We start from the raw sequence: 17915 nt of genomic DNA, 5'->3' as shown, positions 1-17915 counted from the left end.
TGTCGCTTTTCGCTACCTGACGCTGATTTAAGGAATTTTCGGCATGCAATGGCTTCCATCTCCACCCACCGACAATATTTATAAGTTGCTTGCTGTATTTGGTTTATGGCTAATTGCAGGTGCGCTGACACTGGTGTCTATTTTTTCTTATCTGGACTACAGACTCCAAAAAGAAACACGCGAGGAAAGCCACCATTCGCAAACGGAGCAAATGGTAAACGACTTCACTAAACGCATTGAAGCACTTGAGAAAGGCACACCGGAGCTGCATAAAATCGCAGATCTGCCGGATTCATTCAACAACGACGTCACCTTCCTGAAGAACAGCCTCGTTATACAAGAAAGAAAACTTTCTACATACAAAGAACGAGAGAAAGATAACCTCGACACGTTCATGGACTATCTGCTCGCCCACGAAAAAGAGTTCTATATTTTCATAGGTCTGTACGCGACGCTCACGTCACTGTGCACGGTGATAGGTTTTAGCCGCTGGTTTCAGAAAATACAAAAGCCCGGCGAAGTACTGAATGAGCTAGATATTAAAATCAAAGAAGCAAGCTTATTGAAACTTAAGATAGAAATTTCCCAACTTCAACCAATGAGCAAGACAATAGAGCAGCTCTTTGAGTTGCATTTCAATAAGCCCTTTCCTGAAGCCTCTCCCTCGCAAAGGACCCGCTCATGACCATCTGCGGCATCGAAATCAAAGGCAGCGAAGCCATCATCGCCGTCGCCTCCCTGGACAACCAGGCGCTGACCCACGTCGCCCTGGCCACCAAGAAAATCGCCCTTGAAGACGACGATGATGCAGCCAACGTCAAAGCCTTCGCCGCCCAGGTGAAGGCGTTCGTTCAAGCCAACGGCATCACGCGCATTGCCATCAAGAAACGCAGTAAAAAAGGCGAGTTCGCCGGTGGCCCGACGACGTTCAAGATCGAAGGGGTGTTTCAGTTGCTGGATGGGGTGGAGGTGACGCTGCTGTCGCCGCAGACCATCAATGCGCAAAACAAGAAGCACAGCTTTGATCTGCCGACGACGTTGAACAAGTATCAGCATGAAGCTTATAAAACAGCCTGTTCAACCCTGATGAAAAAGTAATTACCCATCAGCTTTTGACGCAGTGTTCCAAGCCGTGACCACCGCCTTCGTATTCAGGCGTGTAGTAGTACTTAACGAAAGACACTTTGCCCTCCGGGGTTGACGTCATTTGTGCGACCCCCACACCGAAGTCTTTCAAGACAGGGTCGGTGTGAGCAAAATAAACGCCCAGCGCATCCGAAGTCCCGGCGGCCATTCCGTCATAACGGGACTTGTCTTCCAAGGTCAAGGTGAAGGTGTAGGCGGCGTACTTGCCAGTGCTTTGCTTGGCGTCGAGCGCCATATCAACAACACCCTTATAGCTGCCTATATGTTTATCCTGGCCGGTACATTCATAGCGCCCGCTGTAGTCGGCTCCGGTGAAAGGTGCAGACGCCTGGACTGCCCACACCGGGGTGGTCGCGAACGCGATGACAGTAACTAGTTTTCTAAGCATGCCAACCTCTTCTGGTTAAGTAGTGACTTCCTGGCCTGCGTGCTTCATTTCAAAAGCATTTGGTCAAGAGCCACTTCTAAGACCCATAGGACGTTAGCAGTCCTTGGCTATAAGTCTCCGTTAGCGATGAAAAAAAGAAACTTCCTACACCTTCCATGATTCCCTTATAAACTGCGCTACATCGGGTTTCACTCGTTAGTCGGTATGCGGGTTTTGTGCAGCAGCCAATCCCCGAACGACTTGTCTTCCAGGGCATACCCTCCCCGGCTCGACTTCCATACCAATTCCTTGTCGCGCAGGGCATCGATACAGGCCTGAATGGTCTGGGTCCCGGGCACCACATCGCTGCGCATAACCTCCAATGCCTTGCTGACTGCGGTAATCGTGCTGTCGGTAAACGGCGCAAATGGCTCATTGCTTTGCGAACGCACAACCATCACCTGCAACACCGCACGCTGCGGGATGGTCAGGGCGTTCCAGGCGCTTTCGAACTCGGTCCATACACCCGCGCGCAGCAGTTCTGCGCGACTGTGCAGCAGTTGGCCAAGATTGCTCGCCTCGCCCAGCTCCAATGCGACTTCACCGATGATCGTGCGCAACATCTCGGGACGCCGACCTACCAGCTCAAACGCCTCATCAATGTCAGCCGCGTTGAATTGGTTGTTCTTGGCCAGGTGCGCGTTGAGGTGCACGGTGTAGGCCTGGGTGAACGCTTTGCCCAGCAGCGGAAACGGCGTGATGCTGGAACCGAAGAATGGCTGGCTTTTACCCAATACCAAATGGGCGAGTTTGTCGCGATTGGAGCCGGTAAACACCAGGCGCAAACCGCTGCCCTCCTCGTCACGGCCTTGGTTGAGCTGATCCCGGGCAGCCTTCAACGCGAACATCGCATTGATACCTGACTCGGTGGTTAATGCGTGCTGTGCTTCGTCAATCACCAGTACAACGGGTTTTTCTGCAGCCCTATGGAGCAATTCCAACGCTTGGGTCAGCGTCGCACCGACAGGCAATTGTGGCTTGGTAAAGTCCCAGGAAAGCGTACGCAGAAAGCTTAGTTTCTCGATGCCAATGTTCTTTGCCAGTTTGCGAATGCCCTTTTCAAACGGCACCAACGCCCCCGCAATGGCACCTGCGATCAGCTCGGCGGGGTCTTTTTCCTTGTCGGCCCACAGGTCGACATACACCGCCAGCCAGCCCCGCATCTGACATTCCGGAATCAGGTCTTCGCGCAGAAAAGTGCTTTTGCCCGTGCGTCGGGGCGCCGCGAGAAACAGGCCGGAGGTGAAATCCTGAATACCGGCCCCCACCAGGCCATCGGTAATACTGCTTGCCAGGGTGGGGCGGCGAAACACAAAGCCGCTGTGCTTGGACATGGTTTTATACTCAATTATGGAAAGCACTATAAATTATAGTGAAGAGTATAATTGACTATAATTGTCCGTCAAACCACCTCCCGTCGCCGATCCTCCCGCGGGCATTTGGCAAACCTTGCGCGATAGCTCCTGGTGAAATACGACGGAGACTCAAACCCGCACGCAATACTCACTTCCAGTACGCTCATGTCGCTCTGGCGCAGCAGTTTGCGGGCTTTTTCCAGGCGCAGGCCCAGGTAGAAATTGCTCGGCGTATCGTTCAGGTGCAGGCGAAACAGCCGCTCCAGTTGGCGTCGGGTGACCTTGATCGTTTCGGCCAGGGCCAAGGTGCTCAGGGGCGGTTCGGTGTGCTGTTCCATTTCGCCGATCACGTGCACCAGTTTCTTGTTATTGATGCCGTAGCGCGTGGCGATCTGCATGCGCTGGTGGTCCTTGCGGGGGCGGATGCGGCCAAGTACGAATTGCTCGGAAACCTGGATCGCCAGCTTCGGGCCGTGGGCCTGAGCGATGAGATCAAGCATCAAGTCGATGGACGCGGTGCCGCCGGCACAGGTGATGCGGCGCCGGTCGATTTCGAACAGTTCCTGGGTCACGCTCAGGTGCGGATAGGCCTCCTTGAAGGCGTCGATGGCTTCCCAGTGCAAGGTCAGGCGGTGGCCGTCAAGCAGGCCCGCCTCGGCCAGCACGCAGGCGCCGGTGTCGATGGCACCGAGGGTCACACCCTCATGGTCGAGGCGGCGCAGCCAATGCTCCAGGGCGGGCGTGGCGAACTGCAGGGGTTCGAAGCCGGCCACCACCAGTAAGGTCGCGCCTTTTTTCAACGGTTCCAGCGCGGCATCGGCGTTGACCGACATGCCGTTGCTCGCCAGTACCGCGCCGCCATCGGCACTCAAGATGTGCCAGCGGTACAGCTCGCCGCGAAAGCGATTGGCCACGCGTAACGGTTCCAGCGCGGAGATAAAACCGAGGGCCGAGAAACCCGGCATCAGCAAGAAATAGACATCCTGGGACATGGTGGCGCTCTCGTCGGACGGGCAGCGTGGTCACTGTGATACGCCAGTTCAACCGGCCATTCAAGAGCCCAGGTCGCTGCAGTGCAAAAGCGGGTCGCCGCCGTGCGCTTTGCGGGGCGCCAAGCTGCGTAACGTGACCCCACGGCGCACAAAGACGCCGGCACCCACAATAACGACTGCCGAGGGCTCCACCCATGAACCGACTGATCAGCCGCTGCGTACTTGCACTCAGCGCCAGCGCCATTTTGAGCACTAACGCCCTGGCAGCGGATGCCGCTTCATGCCAGAACGTACGCATGGGCGTGGTCAACTGGACCGACGTCATCGCCACCAGCGCCATGGCCCAGGTGCTGCTCGATGGCCTCGGCTACAAGACCAAACAAACCAGCGCCTCGCAGCAAATCATCTTTGCCGGCATCCGCGACCAGCGCCTGGACCTGTTTCTGGGTTACTGGAACCCGCTGATGACCCAGACCATCACGCCGTTCGTCGACGCCAAGCAAGTCAAGGTCCTCGAAAAACCCAGCCTGGAAGACGCCCGCGCCACCCTGGCGGTGCCGACTTATCTGGCCGACAAGGGCCTGAAAACCTTTGCTGACATCGCCAGGTTCGAAAAAGACCTGGGCGGCAAGATTTATGGCATCGAGCCGGGCTCGGGCGCCAATACGCAGATCAAGGCGATGATCGCCAAAAACCAGTTCGGCCTGGGCAAGTTCCAGTTGGTGGAGTCCAGCGAAGCCGGCATGTTGGCGGCCGTAGACCGTGCCGTGCGCCGCAAGGAAGCCGTGGTGTTCTTTGGTTGGGCACCGCACCCGATGAACGTCAATGTGGCGATGACTTACCTCACCGGCAGCGAAGACGCCCTGGGCCCGAACGAAGGCATGGCCACCGTGTGGACCGTGACCGCGCCGGCCTACGCCGAGCAGTGCCCCAACGTGCATAAGCTGCTGACCAACCTGACGTTCACCGCCGCCGACGAGAGCCGCATGATGCAACCGCTGCTGGACCACAAGGATGCCATCGAATCCGCCAAGCAGTGGCTCAAGGATCACCCGCAAGACCAGGCGCGCTGGCTGGAGGGTGTGACCACCTTCGACGGCAAACCGGCTGCCGCCAACCTGCAATTGACCACGAAATAACCCATCCAGATCACCGCTTCGCAACCCCTGAAGGTTGCGAACGGCGCCCTGCGCCTTGAAATCACCCGCCTGTAAGGAACCGCCCCATGAACCACGACGTCATCATCACCTGCGCACTCACCGGTGCTGGCGACACGACCGCCAGAAGCCCCCACGTGCCGGTCACTCCCAAGCAAATCGCCGCCGCTGCCGTGGAGGCCGCCAAGGCCGGCGCCACGGTCGTGCATTGCCACGTACGCGACCCCGAGACCGGCAAGTTCAGTCGCGACGTCGCGCTGTACCGCGAAGTGATGGAGCGCATCCGCGAGGCCGACATCGACATCATCGTCAACCTCACCGCCGGCATGGGTGGCGACCTGGAGATCGGTGGCGGCGAGAATCCCATGGAGTTCGGGCCCAATACCGACCTCGTGGGCCCGCTGACCCGCCTGGCCCACGTTGAAGAACTGCTGCCGGAAATCTGCACCCTGGACTGCGGCACGCTGAACTTCGGCGATGGCGACACCATTTACGTGTCCACCCCGGCGCAACTGCGTGCCGGCGCCAAACGTATCCAGGAATTGGGCGTAAAGGCCGAGCTGGAAATTTTCGACACCGGCCACCTGTGGTTCGCCAAGCAGATGATCAAGGAAGGGCTGCTGGATAACCCGCTGTTCCAACTGTGCCTGGGCATTCCCTGGGGCGCACCGGCCGACACCACCACCATGAAAGCCATGGTCGATAACCTGCCCGCCGACGCGGTGTGGGCCGGCTTCGGCATTGGCCGCATGCAAATGCCAATGGCCGCGCAGGCGGTGCTGCTGGGCGGCAACGTACGGGTGGGCCTGGAAGACAACCTGTGGCTGGACAAAGGCGTGCTCGCCACCAATGGGCAGTTGGTAGAACGCGCCAGTGAAATTCTCAGCCGGTTAGGCGCGAGGGTCCTGACCCCAGCCGAAGGCCGCATCAAGATGGGCCTGACCCAACGCGGCTAACACAGACACCACCACTCCTGTGGGAGCCGGGCTTGCCCGCGATGAGGCCAGTAAATCTGCCACATCTTTGTAGCCTGCAATGCCGCCATCGCGGGCAAGCCCGGCTCCCACAAAGGATCATCGAACACTTTAGGAATATGCCATGCGCTTTATCACCGAAATCAAAACCTTTGCTGCGTTGGGCAGCGGTGTCATCGGCAGCGGCTGGGTGTCCCGTGCCCTTGCCCATGGTCTGGATGTGGTGGCCTGGGACCCCGCGCCCGGTGCCGAGGCGGCCTTGCGCAAACGCGTCGCCAACGCCTGGCCCGCCCTTGAACAACAGGGCCTGGCGGCAGGTGCCTCCCAGGACCGCCTGCGCTTTGTCACTACCATCGAAGACTGCGTAAAAGACGCCGACTTCATCCAGGAAAGCGCCCCGGAACGCCTGGAGCTGAAGCTGCAATTGCACCGCCAGATCAGCGCCGCGGCCAAGCCGAACGCATTGATCGGCTCCAGCACCTCAGGGCTATTGCCCAGCGAATTCTATGAAAGCTCTACCCACCCGGAACGCTGCGTGGTCGGCCACCCCTTCAACCCGGTCTACCTGTTGCCACTGGTAGAAGTGGTGGGCGGCAAAAACACCGCGCCAGAGGCAATCCAGGCGGCGATCTCGGTGTATGAATCCCTCGGCATGCGCCCGTTGCATGTGCGCAAGGAAGTGCCGGGTTTTATTGCCGATCGCCTACTGGAAGCGCTGTGGCGTGAGGCGCTGCACCTGGTCAATGACGGGGTGGCGACCACCGGCGAAATCGACGACGCCATTCGTTTTGGTGCCGGGTTGCGCTGGTCGTTCATGGGCACTTTCCTCACTTACACACTGGCGGGCGGCGACGCCGGCATGCGCCACTTCATGGCACAGTTCGGCCCGGCGTTGCAGCTGCCGTGGACTTATCTACCGGCGCCTGAATTGACTGAAAAATTGATTGATGATGTGGTCGATGGCACCGCGGAGCAGTTAGGTAACCACAGCATCTCGGCGCTGGAGCGCTATCGTGATGACTGCCTGCTGGCGGTACTGGAAGCCGTAAAAACAACCAAGGCCAAGCACGGCATGAACTTCGCCGAATAACCCTGTGGGAGCTGGCTTGCCTGCGATGGCGGTGTTGGCCTCGCCATTGCTATCGCAGGCCGGCCAGCACATTTGACCGCACACTGAATTGGATTCATGCCATGCCCGCACTGACCACCTACACCACGAAAATCCTGCCCGACTGGGTCGACTACAACGGCCATCTGCGTGACGCGTTCTATCTGCTGATCTTCAGCTACGCCACCGATGCGCTGATGGACGCGCTGGGGCTGGACAGCGAAAACCGCGAAGCCAGTGGCCACTCGCTGTTCACCCTGGAGCTGCACCTGAACTACCTGCATGAGGTGAAGCTCGGGGCCGAGGTTGAGGTGCATACCCAACTGATCGCCCATGACGCCAAGCGCCTGCACCTTTATCACAGCCTGCACCTTGTGGGCGAAGCACGCGAGTTGGCGGGTAACGAACAGATGCTGCTGCATGTCGACCTGGCCGGTCCGCAGTCGGCGCCGTTTACCGACGCGACCCTGGAAAAACTCATCGCCCTCAGCCAGGCACACGCCGATCTACCCCGGCCAGCCCTGCTCGGCAGGGTGATCGGGCTGCCCGCGCAAAAAAAAGCCCCGATCCAGCCGTGACGGGATCGGGGCAGAGTGCTTTGTGTGAGCGGTGCATTTCGAGGGTGACCAAACCTTCAAGCTGCGTGCCTGGGTTCAGTGTGCCCGTTACGGGTCAGGTCAAGTACCCCGAAAACGACCTGTTCATAGCCATGCGAGCCATCGCTGGATTCTGCCCTTGCCGCCAGTCCTGTGGCCTACCAGAATCCAAGTCATTCCCGCTCCCTACACCAGGATGACCGTCATGATGCACGCGGATTTGATTGACCAGGATGACCTGCTGAGCCAACTACGCTCGCTGGGTTTTGAAGTGTCCAGCGGCGCTACCGCCGAGCAGGCCTGCGAATGTGCGGTGCGCGGGTTGAGCCAAGCGCGGGCCAAGGCGCTCAAGGGCATGGTGGAACAGATGTACAGCGGCAGCGCGACGATTTTGCCAACGGTGAGGCAGGCGATCGACAAGCAGTTGCTGCCGGCGCTGGTGCAGTTCAAACAGAACTCTGGCGCCTGAAACTCCGCCATCGCAGGCAAGCCAGCTCCCACAGGAGAACGCATTCCAAGGTGGGAGCTGGCGACTCGATCTAGAGCCTTACACTGGCAAAGGTCGACTCATTGCGCGCCTGGCTCAACGCCGACATCGGCCCCGACAACGGTGACAACACCAACGCCTGCGGAATCGGCATCATCGCCACTTGCTGGGTGGTGTTGGAGCCGACACGCTCATCCCGTGGCGGAATGCCGAAATATTCGCGGTAGCACTTGGAAAAGTGCGGCGTAGACACAAACCCGCACACCGAGGCGACCTCGATGATCGACATCGGCGTCTGCTTGAGCAGTTGCCGTGCGCGGATCAGGCGCAGCTTGAGGTAGTAGCGCGACGGCGAGCAGTGCAGGTATTTCTGGAACAGCCGCTCCAACTGCCGGCGCGACACGGCGACATACACTGCCAGTTCGTCCAGGTCGATCGGCTCTTCGAGGTTGGCTTCCATCAGCGCAACGATTTCCTGCAGCTTCGGCTGGTTGGTGCCAAGCATGTGCTTGAGCGGCACACGCTGGTGATCCTGTTCGTTGCGGATGCGTTCGTACACGAACATCTCGGAGATGGCGGCCGACAATTCACGGCCGTGGTCGCGGCTGATCAGGTGCAACATCATGTCCAGGGGCGCGGTACCACCGGAGCTGGTGAAGCGGTTGCGGTCGAGGGTGAACAGGCGCGTGCTCATGGCCACCCGCGGGAAGGCTTCCTGCATCGACGCCAGGCATTCCCAGTGCACGCTGCAATCAAAGCCGTCGAGCAAGCCGGCGCAGGCCAGGGCCCAGCTGCCGGTGCACACTGCGCCAAGGCGACGAGACTGGCGTGCCTGGCTTTGCAGCCACGACACATGTTCACGGGTGACGGTGCGCTGGATACCCACGCCACCGCACACGATGACCGTGTCCAGCACGGGTGCTTTGTGCATGGAGGCATCGGGTGTGATTTGCAGGCCATCGCTGGCCCACACCTGGTTGCCGTCGACACTCAGGGTTGTCCAGCGATACAGCTCGCGGCCGGACAGCTGGTTGGCCATGCGCAGTGGCTCCACGGCAGACGCCAGGGAAATCAGCGTGAAATTGTCCAGCAGCAAAAAGCCGATGGATTGAGGCGCACGGTTCTGGGGTTGGGCCCCGGAGTTGGTCGACGTCATCGCGGTATCTCCTCACATCACACAAAGCGGGTGGCGGCCTCAGGCGAGGCTCTTGTTATTGCGCTCGTCCTGGAAAGGAGAGGCTTTGTAATTGATAGAGCAAATGCCATGCCTAAAATTGAATGGCCATTCAAGAACTCCTGAAAACGACCTGTTTATGTGTCTATATGAGCCCACGCGCGAAGTGCGGGATATGACGCATAACGGGCGGAGTTCAAGGGGGGTGAGCAGATCGGTAGCACTTGTGGGAAGGCGCTTTGCGGGCGTAGGAGGAGTCTGTCACCCAAAGCACATCAGGCGTGTGATCGTGTAGGAATTCGTTCGGAAGCTACTTATCTATTTGCGACGCGCTAAAAGGTGGCGATTTTGGCTTAGGGTGTTCACTTTGTGAGCAATTGCGTCAGCACTATAGCCATCGCGGGCAAGCCCGGCTCCCACCTTTGGAATGCGTTTCCTGTGGGAGCTGGCTTGCCTGCGATAGCGATATCATTGACTCAACATTCAACCGCACTCACCGCCAGCCCACCGCGTGATGTCTCTTTGTACTTGTCATGCATATCGGCCCCGGTATCACGCATGGTGCGGATCACCCGGTCCAACGAGATGAAGTGCTGACCATCGCCACGCAACGCCATTTGCGCCGCGTTGATCGCCTTCACCGCCGCAATTGCATTGCGCTCGATACACGGCACTTGCACCAGGCCGCCCACCGGGTCGCAGGTCAGGCCGAGGTTGTGTTCCAAGCCGATTTCGGCAGCGTTGCACAGTTGCTCCGGCGTGGCGCCGAGGATCTCCGCCAGCCCGGCTGCGGCCATCGCACACGCGGAACCGACCTCGCCCTGGCAACCGACTTCGGCACCGGAGATCGAGGCGTTCTTTTTACACAGGATGCCCACCGCCGCCGCGCCCAACAGGTAGTCAACCACGTTGGCTTCGGTGACTTCTTCACTGAACTTCATGAAGTAGTGCAACACCGCCGGGATGATTCCCGCCGCGCCGTTGGTGGGCGCCGTGACCATGCGCCCACCTGCGGCGTTTTCTTCGTTGACCGCCAGGGCGAACAGGTTGACCCATTCCATGGCGCTCAAGGTCGAGCCGATCACATTGGGCTTGTTCAGCTCCTGCAAGCTGCGGTGCAACTTGGCGGCGCGACGGCGTACGTTCAAGCCGCCGGGCAAGATGCCTTCGTGCTTGAGGCCCTGCTCCACGCAATCTTGCATGGCGCGCCAGAGCTTCATCAGGCCGCTGCGGATTTCTTCTTCGCTGCGCCAGGTTTTTTCATTCGCCAGCATCAGTTCGGCAACGCGCAGGTTGTGGGTCTTGCACAACTGCAACAGCTCCACGGCACTGGAAAAGTCATAAGGCAGCTCGGTGCGGTCCATATCCGCCACACCGCTTTGGGCCTGGGCCTCATCCACCACAAAACCGCCGCCCACCGAGTAATAGGTGTCGCGGTGCAACTCGCCGTTTTCGCCAAACACCACCAGAGTCATGGCATTGGGATGGAACGGCAGGTTCTCATCGAGCAGGCGCATGTCCCGCGCCCACACAAAGGGCACCGGCAAACGCCCGTCCAGCAGCAGCGTGTCGGTTTCGCGCAGGGTGTGGATACGTGCACCGATTTGCGTGGGGTCGATTACGTCTGGCCACTCGCCCATCAGGCCCATGATGGTGGCGGTGTCGCTGCCGTGGCCGATGCCGGTGGCCGACAACGAGCCGTACAGTTGCACTTCGACACGCTGCACCTGTTCCAGCCACCCACGCTCACGCAACCCTTGAACGAACAACGCCGCGGCGCGCATGGGCCCCACGGTGTGGGAACTCGAAGGCCCGATGCCGATCTTGAACAGGTCGAAAACGCTGATAGCCATTAACGTGGAACTCCTCGATAAGCACGGGCCGGGCTTGAACGAGGTGCTACGCTCAGATCGCCCAGATGGCGGCATCATCAAGCTTTTATTCGTCATCACGGCGTCTCACACCGACGCACTCATGCTCACCAGCGGCGCTCGCGTGCGAACGCCAGTTTTGGCCGTTTTTTGCGGTGCAGAAGGGTAAAAACAGCAGTTTTACCTTCGGAAAAACCTGTAAGCGACGTCATCGGTACTGGATGCGACCCTCCCTGTACTGGATACGACGCCCCCTGTAGGCGTCAGATTTTCACTGGTACATGATCAGTCTCGACTCGTTTGCAAGGCACCGCGCCAGAGCTGTTGTCGCACGCTCCGACCGCAACACTTATAAAGCGCGGCGAATGCCGCCAGAAAAGACACAGGAGTCTACCCACATGAAAGGTTCACCCTCGTTGTTGTTGGCCGCCATGCTGAGTCTGCCAGTCGTGGCACACGCCGCAGAACCGGAACAGTGCAAGACCGTCAACTTCTCCGATGTCGGCTGGACCGACATCACCGTCACCACCGCGACCACCAGCGAGATCCTCAAGGGCCTGGGCTACAAGCCGCGCACCACGATGATTTCGGTACCTGTGACTTACAAGTCCCTGGCCGACGGCAAGAACATGGACATTTTCCTCGGCAACTGGATGCCGACCATGGAAAACGACATCAAGCAGTACCGTGATGCCGGCACCGTGGAAACCGTACGCGCCAACCTGGAGAACGCCAAGTACACCCTGGCGGTCCCAGAGGCGCTGTATGAGAAGGGCCTGAAAGACTTCGCCGACATCGCCAAATTCAAGGATGAGCTGGGCGGCAAGATCTACGGCATCGAGCCGGGCAACGATGGCAACCGCACCATCCAGACGCTGATCGACAAAGATGCCTTCGGCCTGAAAACCGCCGGTTTCAAGGTGGTCGAATCCAGCGAAGCCGGCATGCTCTCCCAGGTCGAACGCGCCTCCAAGCGCAACCAGGCCATCGTGTTCCTCGGCTGGGAACCGCACCCGATGAACACTCGCTTCAAGATGAAGTACCTGACCGGTGGTGACGACTCGTTCGGCCCCAACTACGGCCAGGCCACCATCTACACCAACACCCGCAAAAGCTACACCCAGGAATGCAGCAACGTTGGTCAGTTGCTGAAAAACCTGGTGTTCACACTCGACATGGAAAGCACCCTGATGGGTAACGTCCTGGACGACAAGATGAAGGCCGATGCTGCCGCCAAGGCCTGGCTGCAGAAGAACCCGCAAGTGCTCGACACCTGGCTCGCCGGTGTCACCACCGTTGATGGCAAACCAGGGCTCGATGCCGTTAAAGCTTACCTCGCCAAATAGCACCCGCTGACCCCAGGCCGGTGCGCTGGCCTGGGATGTTTTCCCCTTCGCATGTGGACATTCACTACCATGCTGACTGAACAGAAAATCCCACTAGGCCAGTACATCGCTGCCTTCGTCGACTGGTTGACCCAACACGGTGCCAACTACTTCGACGCAATCGCTTCGACACTGGAAACGATGATCCACGGCGTGACGTTTGCGCTGACCTGGTTCAATCCACTGGCATTGATCGGTCTGATTGCGCTGCTGGCTCACTTTATTCAACGTAAATGGGGACTGACTGTTTTTGTCATCGCCTCCTTCCTGCTGATCCTCAACCTGGGGTACTGGCAGGAAACCATGGAAACCCTCGCGCAGGTGCTGTTCGCCACCCTGGTCTGCGTGGTCATCGGTGTGCCGCTGGGCATTGTTGCCGCGCATAAGCCGATGTTCTACACCATGATGCGGCCGGTACTCGATCTGATGCAGACCGTGCCGACCTTCGTCTACCTCATCCCTACCCTGACCCTCTTCGGGCTGGGTGTGGTGCCTGGGCTGATTTCCACGGTGGTGTTCGCGATTGCCGCGCCGATCCGCCTGACCTACCTGGGTATCCGCGATGTGCCGCAAGAGCTGATGGACGCCGGCAAGGCCTTTGGCTGCTCGCGCCGCCAGTTGCTCTCGCGCATTGAACTGCCCCACGCCATGCCGAGCATCGCCGCCGGCATTACCCAATGCATCATGCTGTCGTTGTCGATGGTGGTGATCGCCGCCCTGGTAGGCGCCGACGGCCTCGGCAAGCCGGTGGTCAACGCACTCAACACTGCCGATATTGCGCTGGGCTTTGAAGCGGGCCTGGCCATTGTGTTGCTCGCCATCATGCTCGACCGTATCTGCAAACAACCCGACGCTAAAGTAGGGGGTGATGCATGAGCATTATCCGATTCGACAAAGTCGACGTGATCTTTTCCAAAGACCCACGCGAAGCGCTCAAGCTGCTGGACCAGGGCATGAGCCGTAACGAAATCCTGAAGAAGACCGGGCAGATCGTCGGCGTCGAGAACGCCAGCCTGGATATCGAGAAAGGCGAGATCTGTGTGCTGATGGGCCTCTCGGGCTCAGGCAAATCCAGCTTGCTGCGCTGCATCAACGGCCTCAATACCGTCAGCCGTGGCCAGCTGTTTGTGGAGCATGAAGGGCGTCAGATCGACATCGCCTCCTGCACCCCCGCCGAGCTGAAAATGATGCGTACCAAACGCATCGCCATGGTGTTCCAGAAGTTTGCCCTGATGCCTTGGCTGACGGTGCGCGAGAACATCAGCTTCGGCCTGGAGATGCAGGGCCGCCCAGAGAAAGAACGGCGCACGCTGGTGGACGAGAAACTCGAACTGGTGGGCCTGAGCCAATGGCGCAACAAGAAGCCCGACGAGTTGTCCGGTGGCATGCAGCAGCGCGTCGGCCTGGCTCGCGCCCTGGCGATGGACGCCGATATCCTGCTGATGGACGAACCCTTCTCGGCCCTCGACCCGCTGATCCGCCAAGGCTTGCAAGATGAGCTACTGGAACTGCAACGCAAATTGAGCAAGACCATCGTGTTCGTCAGCCACGACCTGGATGAAGCACTCAAGCTCGGCAGCCGTATCGCGATCATGAAAGACGGCAAGATCATCCAGTACAGCGTGCCGGAAGAGATCGTGCTGAACCCGGCGGACGACTATGTGCGCACCTTCGTCGCCCATACCAACCCGTTGAACGTGCTGTGCGGGCGCAGCCTGATGCGCACCCTGGATAACTGCACGCGTGTGAATGGTTCGGTGTGCCTTGATCCGGGTGGCGACTCCTGGCTGGACCTGGCTGAAGGCAACACCATCCAGGGCGCACGCCAGAATGGCGTGACGATGAACCTGCAGAACTGGGCGCCAGGGCAAGCCGTGGAAGGCTTGGGCCGCGTACCGACGTTGGTGGACTCGAACATCGGCATGCGCGATGCACTGCAGATTCGCTACCAGACAGGCAACAAGCTGGTGCTGCACGACAACAACAAGGTGGTGGGGATACTGGGGGACAGTGAGCTCTACCATGCCCTGCTGGGCAAGAACCTGGGTTAAGGCAACCCTGCAAAACCTACTGAAAAAACTGGGTCAGTGTGGGAGCTGGCTTGCCTGCGATAGCTATGTTGGATTCACCCTTGCTATCGCAGGCAAGCCAGCTCCCACATTCGACCGCATTCAATGCTTGCAACAGCGGCGCCAGTGAAGGCGCCGCCAGCTCAACTATCAGCTATAGACCCGGCCAAGGAGCTGCCGATGGCTTTCAAACTGATCGAGCACATCCCGGGTAATCTGCTCCTGGGTGAAGCCCATCAGGTCATACTCCTGCGGCCCGTTGTGCAGGTACACCTCGGCACGATAGTAACGGGTGCGCTCTTCTTCAGGCAGGTCAGCCGGTGCCGCCGAGTAGCCATCCAGGCTCACTTCGTAGACAAACGGGTTGCCCTCGTCCATCTCGATCCGCACGCCGATGCAGCGCTTGGACTTGCCCAGCAAGGTCTGCACTTCCAGGCCCTGATCACGCAACGCACTCGCGGCTTCTTCCAACGCCGGCGTTACGTGCTTGTCCATAAAGCGCTGCACGGTGGCCTGGCTCGGTTGCAGGTCCAGCGCCGTCAAGCGCTCGCTGAAACCACGACGCCCGCGTTCGGCCAATTGCGCCTGCTCCTGTTCGGTGGCCACGTCCTGGCGCATGGCCTTGTGCAAACCGAACATAAAGAACACCAGCACCACCGAGAACGGCAGCCCCGCCAGCACCACCATGGTTTGCATGGCTTCGAAGTTGCCGGCAAACAGCAGGCCGATGGTCACCAGGGTGATCACCGCCGACCAGAAGATACGCAACCAGTGCGGCGCATCTTCATCCACATTGCCGCCTTTGCAGGAAAGGTTGGCCATCATCACCGCGCCGGAATCCGCAGGCGTCAGGAACAGCACGAAGCCCACGAAGATCGACACGCCGATCACCACTTTCGACGCCGGGTAATGCTCAAGCAGTTGGTAGATGGCCATGGACGGTTGCTCCAGCGCCGTCTTGCCCAACTCCACCGCCCCATGGTTCAACACCAGATCCAGGGCCGAGTTGCCGAAGATCGACAGCCACGCCAGGGTAAAGCCCAGCGGGATCAGCAATACGCCAGCCACCAGTTCGCGCACGGTACGACCACGGGAAATACGCGCGATGAACATGCCCACAAATGGCGCCCAGGAAATCCACCAGGCCCAGTAGAACAAGGTCCACAGGCCCATCCAGCGTTCGGTCTTGGCACCGTCGCCTTCGTACACATACAGGTCGAAGGTTTTCAGCACGATACCGTTGAGGTAATCACCGGTGTTCTGCACCAGGCCATTGAGCAGGTGCAAGGTAGGGCCGAACAACAGCACGAAGATCAGCAAACCGCTGAACAGCACGATGTTGAGGTTGGACAGACGACGAATACCGTTTTCCACACCCGACACGGCGGCAATGGTTGCCACGGTGCTCATCACAATGATCACGATCAGCAAATTGGTATTGCTGTGCTCCATGCCGAACAGGTTTTCCAGCCCCGACGACACTTGCATCGAGCCGATCCCCAGGTTGGTCACCAGGCCCAGCAGGGTCACGAACATGCCGAAACCGTCTACCGCGTGGCCAGCCGCGCCCTTCACCCAACGCTCGCCCACCAGCGGGTACAGCGCCGAACGCAGGGCCAGCGGTTGGTTGTGGCGGTACGCAAAGTACGCCACGGCCAGGCCGACCAGCGCATAGATCGCCCAGCCGTGCAGGCCCCAGTGCAGGAAGGTCAGTTGCAGCGCCTGGCGTGCCGCGCCATTGCTGGCGGCAGCGCCTTCGGGCGGGTTGAAGTAATGGTCCAACGGCTCGGACGCACCGAAATACAACAGCGAGATGCCGATACCCGACGAGAACAACATGCCGGCCCAGGCGCCGTAGCTGAAGTCTGGGGTATCGTCCTTCGCACCCAGCTTAAGTTTCCCATAGGACGAAAACGCCAGGCCGACCACAAACACCAGGTAGGCAGCGATGACCACCATGTAGTACCAGCCAAAGCTTTTCGACAGCCAGGCCTGTGCGACACCGAGCAGGCGCCCGGCCTCCTGCGGGGCGACGATCAGAATGGCGGTCAACAATAAAATCAGCGCGGTGGAGGTGTAGAACACCCAACCGTTGACCCGGACCTTTTCCGGTGGGGTCTTTATAAGAGAGGCAGAACTCATGGCGCAGATGCTCCAGGCAGTGCGAGAGAGAAACACAAGGCAACGGTTATCCCGGGACATCGATTTTTCGGCAGTCGACGGACGGGTGTTATAAAGACACCCCAAAATTCTTGAGCCCGCCGAAGCGGTGATCAGGCTCTGAAGTGGCCTGTTTCAAGGGTTTTTGCAGGTGTCGAAGGTTGCAGCTCGCAGGTAGGAAACATCTGTAGGCAGCGACCATTTGTCGCAGATCTTATTCTTTGTTGATTGAACGTTCAATCAAAACAAAATAGACTGGCCCTCAAGCCGACGGACGTGGATCGCCCATCGGCAGGCCTAAGGAGAGGTGCTACATGCCCAAGGTCGGTATGCAACCCATACGCCGCCAGCAGTTGATCGAAGCCACGTTGACGGCCATCGATCAGGTCGGGATGGGAGATGCCAGCATTGCGCTGATCGCCCGTCTGGCCGGCGTCTCGAACGGCATCATCAGCCACTACTTTCAGGACAAGAACGGCCTGATCGCAGCGACGATGCGCTACCTGATGAATGCGTTGATCGAGAACGTGCAAGAGCGCAGGCGTGCCTTGAAGGATGACAGCCCACGGGCGCACCTTCAGGTGATCATCGAAGGCAACTTCGACGCCAGCCAGGTCAACGGCCCGGCAATGAAAACCTGGCTGGCCTTCTGGGCCACCAGCATGCACCACCCGTCATTGCACAGGTTGCAGCGGATCAACGATCACCGTCTGTATTCCAACCTGTGTTGCCAGTTCCGCCGTGCGATGCCGTTACCCGAGGCACGCAGCGCAGCCCGCGGGCTGGCGGCTTTGATCGACGGTTTGTGGTTGCGCGGCGCCCTGTCGGGAGACGCTTTCGACACGGAGCAGGCGCAACGGATCGCTTACGAATACATGGATTTCCAATTGGCCAAGCAGGTGAGTTAGAGCCCTTATAAATGCTCAACCCCTGAACGTCCGCCGCTCAGTGTTGCCACACCCCCATGGCCCACTGTTCGGCGGGTAACGCCAACCACTTATGCACTTGCGAGGA

The 17915-nt window shown here is 59.2% G+C and carries 17 protein-coding genes; 11 read left to right on the top strand and 6 right to left on the bottom strand.

Annotated features, from left to right (window positions below):
- Positions 1–43 precede the first annotated feature (43 nt).
- A complete protein-coding gene (locus GIV35_RS01910) occupies positions 44–685 on the top strand; it encodes a hypothetical protein (protein WP_236264079.1) in 642 nt (213 codons plus the stop codon).
- The gene (locus tag GIV35_RS01905) at positions 682–1098 is read left to right on the top strand and encodes a DUF3010 family protein (protein WP_096143761.1); all 417 of its coding nucleotides are present in this window, start codon (positions 682–684) and stop codon (positions 1096–1098) included. The genes GIV35_RS01910 and GIV35_RS01905 overlap by 4 nt, the downstream gene beginning before the upstream one ends.
- 7 nt (positions 1099–1105) lie before the next feature.
- Here GIV35_RS01905 and GIV35_RS01900 read toward each other — a convergent pair whose 3' ends face one another.
- From GIV35_RS01900 to GIV35_RS01890, 3 genes are all read right to left on the bottom strand, one after another.
- Positions 1106–1534, bottom strand: coding sequence for a hypothetical protein (locus GIV35_RS01900; protein ID WP_034128884.1), 429 nt, complete (start codon positions 1532–1534; stop codon positions 1106–1108).
- A gap of 188 nt (positions 1535–1722) precedes the next feature.
- The gene (locus GIV35_RS01895) at positions 1723–2907 is read right to left on the bottom strand and encodes an ATP-binding protein (RefSeq protein ID WP_236264081.1); all 1185 of its coding nucleotides are present in this window, start codon (positions 2905–2907) and stop codon (positions 1723–1725) included.
- Positions 2908–2975: 68 nt separating this feature from the next.
- Positions 2976–3920 carry a GlxA family transcriptional regulator gene (locus GIV35_RS01890; protein ID WP_236264082.1) on the bottom strand — a complete coding sequence of 315 codons (945 nt, stop codon included), beginning with the start codon at positions 3918–3920 and terminating at the stop codon, positions 2976–2978.
- Positions 3921–4114: 194 nt separating this feature from the next.
- Between GIV35_RS01890 and GIV35_RS01885 the strand changes: the two genes are divergently transcribed.
- From GIV35_RS01885 to GIV35_RS01865, 5 genes are all read left to right on the top strand, one after another.
- Positions 4115–5059, top strand: coding sequence for a choline ABC transporter substrate-binding protein (locus tag GIV35_RS01885; RefSeq protein ID WP_105228796.1), 945 nt, complete (start codon positions 4115–4117; stop codon positions 5057–5059).
- Between the two features lie 86 nt (positions 5060–5145).
- Positions 5146–6033, top strand: coding sequence for a 3-keto-5-aminohexanoate cleavage protein (locus GIV35_RS01880; protein ID WP_034128888.1), 888 nt, complete (start codon positions 5146–5148; stop codon positions 6031–6033).
- 142 nt (positions 6034–6175) lie between these two features.
- The gene (locus tag GIV35_RS01875; RefSeq protein WP_089041455.1) at positions 6176–7141 is read left to right on the top strand and encodes an L-carnitine dehydrogenase; all 966 of its coding nucleotides are present in this window, start codon (positions 6176–6178) and stop codon (positions 7139–7141) included.
- A 101-nt stretch (positions 7142–7242) separates the two neighbouring features.
- Positions 7243–7737, top strand: a complete 495-nt coding sequence (locus tag GIV35_RS01870) for a thioesterase family protein (RefSeq protein ID WP_105228799.1) — start codon at positions 7243–7245, stop codon at positions 7735–7737.
- 223 nt (positions 7738–7960) lie between these two features.
- Entirely contained in the window at positions 7961–8224 is a 264-nt protein-coding gene (locus tag GIV35_RS01865; protein ID WP_200647909.1) for a hypothetical protein, read from the top strand.
- A 70-nt stretch (positions 8225–8294) separates the two neighbouring features.
- Here the strand turns inward: GIV35_RS01865 and GIV35_RS01860 are convergent, their stop codons facing one another.
- Both GIV35_RS01860 and GIV35_RS01855 read right to left on the bottom strand, forming a co-directional pair.
- Positions 8295–9398 carry a GlxA family transcriptional regulator gene (locus tag GIV35_RS01860; protein ID WP_034128892.1) on the bottom strand — a complete coding sequence of 368 codons (1104 nt, stop codon included), beginning with the start codon at positions 9396–9398 and terminating at the stop codon, positions 8295–8297.
- Positions 9399–9892: 494 nt separating this feature from the next.
- On the bottom strand, positions 9893–11269 hold the full coding sequence (locus GIV35_RS01855) for an L-serine ammonia-lyase (RefSeq protein ID WP_105228801.1): 1377 nt from the start codon (positions 11267–11269) through the stop codon (positions 9893–9895).
- 416 nt (positions 11270–11685) lie between these two features.
- Here GIV35_RS01855 and GIV35_RS01850 point away from each other — a divergent pair, with 416 nt between their 5' ends.
- The 3 genes from GIV35_RS01850 (at position 11686) to choV (ending at position 14723) form a co-directional block, all read left to right on the top strand.
- On the top strand, positions 11686–12633 hold the full coding sequence (locus GIV35_RS01850; protein WP_105228802.1) for a choline ABC transporter substrate-binding protein: 948 nt from the start codon (positions 11686–11688) through the stop codon (positions 12631–12633).
- A gap of 69 nt (positions 12634–12702) precedes the next feature.
- Entirely contained in the window at positions 12703–13548 is an 846-nt protein-coding gene (gene choW / locus GIV35_RS01845; protein ID WP_003194913.1) for a choline ABC transporter permease subunit, read from the top strand.
- The gene (gene choV / locus GIV35_RS01840; protein WP_054922367.1) at positions 13545–14723 is read left to right on the top strand and encodes a choline ABC transporter ATP-binding protein; all 1179 of its coding nucleotides are present in this window, start codon (positions 13545–13547) and stop codon (positions 14721–14723) included. The genes choW and choV overlap by 4 nt, the downstream gene beginning before the upstream one ends.
- A 168-nt stretch (positions 14724–14891) precedes the next feature.
- Here choV and GIV35_RS01835 read toward each other — a convergent pair whose 3' ends face one another.
- Positions 14892–16826 (bottom strand): BCCT family transporter, encoded by a 1935-nt coding sequence (locus GIV35_RS01835; RefSeq protein ID WP_229999343.1) that lies wholly within the window; start codon positions 16824–16826, stop codon positions 14892–14894.
- 389 nt (positions 16827–17215) lie between these two features.
- Between GIV35_RS01835 and betI the strand changes: the two genes are divergently transcribed.
- Entirely contained in the window at positions 17216–17809 is a 594-nt protein-coding gene (betI, locus tag GIV35_RS01830; RefSeq protein ID WP_105228803.1) for a transcriptional regulator BetI, read from the top strand.
- Positions 17810–17915: the final 106 nt, after the last annotated feature.

Source organism: Pseudomonas sp. PA-1-6B (assembly GCF_021609545.1).
Lineage (GTDB): Bacteria > Pseudomonadota > Gammaproteobacteria > Pseudomonadales > Pseudomonadaceae > Aquipseudomonas > Aquipseudomonas fluorescens_BV.
The sequence above is the reverse complement of the archived record's forward strand: the minus strand, read 5'-3'. Positions and strand labels throughout refer to the sequence as shown.

What these genes read in the sequence shown, in the direction of transcription:
- choW (WP_003194913.1), top strand. Translation starts at nt 12,703, where the DNA reads ATGCTGACTGAACAGAAAATCCCACTAGGCCAGTACATCGCTGCCTTC.
- GIV35_RS01870 (WP_105228799.1), top strand. Translation starts at nt 7,243, where the DNA reads ATGCCCGCACTGACCACCTACACCACGAAAATCCTGCCCGACTGGGTC.
- GIV35_RS01865 (WP_200647909.1), top strand. Translation starts at nt 7,961, where the DNA reads ATGATGCACGCGGATTTGATTGACCAGGATGACCTGCTGAGCCAACTA.
- GIV35_RS01895 (WP_236264081.1), bottom strand. Translation starts at nt 2,907, where the DNA reads ATGTCCAAGCACAGCGGCTTTGTGTTTCGCCGCCCCACCCTGGCAAGC.
- GIV35_RS01900 (WP_034128884.1), bottom strand. Translation starts at nt 1,534, where the DNA reads ATGCTTAGAAAACTAGTTACTGTCATCGCGTTCGCGACCACCCCGGTG.
- GIV35_RS01860 (WP_034128892.1), bottom strand. Translation starts at nt 9,398, where the DNA reads ATGACGTCGACCAACTCCGGGGCCCAACCCCAGAACCGTGCGCCTCAA.
- GIV35_RS01880 (WP_034128888.1), top strand. Translation starts at nt 5,146, where the DNA reads ATGAACCACGACGTCATCATCACCTGCGCACTCACCGGTGCTGGCGAC.
- GIV35_RS01875 (WP_089041455.1), top strand. Translation starts at nt 6,176, where the DNA reads ATGCGCTTTATCACCGAAATCAAAACCTTTGCTGCGTTGGGCAGCGGT.
- GIV35_RS01855 (WP_105228801.1), bottom strand. Translation starts at nt 11,269, where the DNA reads ATGGCTATCAGCGTTTTCGACCTGTTCAAGATCGGCATCGGGCCTTCG.
- GIV35_RS01850 (WP_105228802.1), top strand. Translation starts at nt 11,686, where the DNA reads ATGAAAGGTTCACCCTCGTTGTTGTTGGCCGCCATGCTGAGTCTGCCA.
- GIV35_RS01885 (WP_105228796.1), top strand. Translation starts at nt 4,115, where the DNA reads ATGAACCGACTGATCAGCCGCTGCGTACTTGCACTCAGCGCCAGCGCC.
- GIV35_RS01905 (WP_096143761.1), top strand. Translation starts at nt 682, where the DNA reads ATGACCATCTGCGGCATCGAAATCAAAGGCAGCGAAGCCATCATCGCC.
- GIV35_RS01890 (WP_236264082.1), bottom strand. Translation starts at nt 3,920, where the DNA reads ATGTCCCAGGATGTCTATTTCTTGCTGATGCCGGGTTTCTCGGCCCTC.
- betI (WP_105228803.1), top strand. Translation starts at nt 17,216, where the DNA reads ATGCCCAAGGTCGGTATGCAACCCATACGCCGCCAGCAGTTGATCGAA.
- choV (WP_054922367.1), top strand. Translation starts at nt 13,545, where the DNA reads ATGAGCATTATCCGATTCGACAAAGTCGACGTGATCTTTTCCAAAGAC.
- GIV35_RS01910 (WP_236264079.1), top strand. Translation starts at nt 44, where the DNA reads ATGCAATGGCTTCCATCTCCACCCACCGACAATATTTATAAGTTGCTT.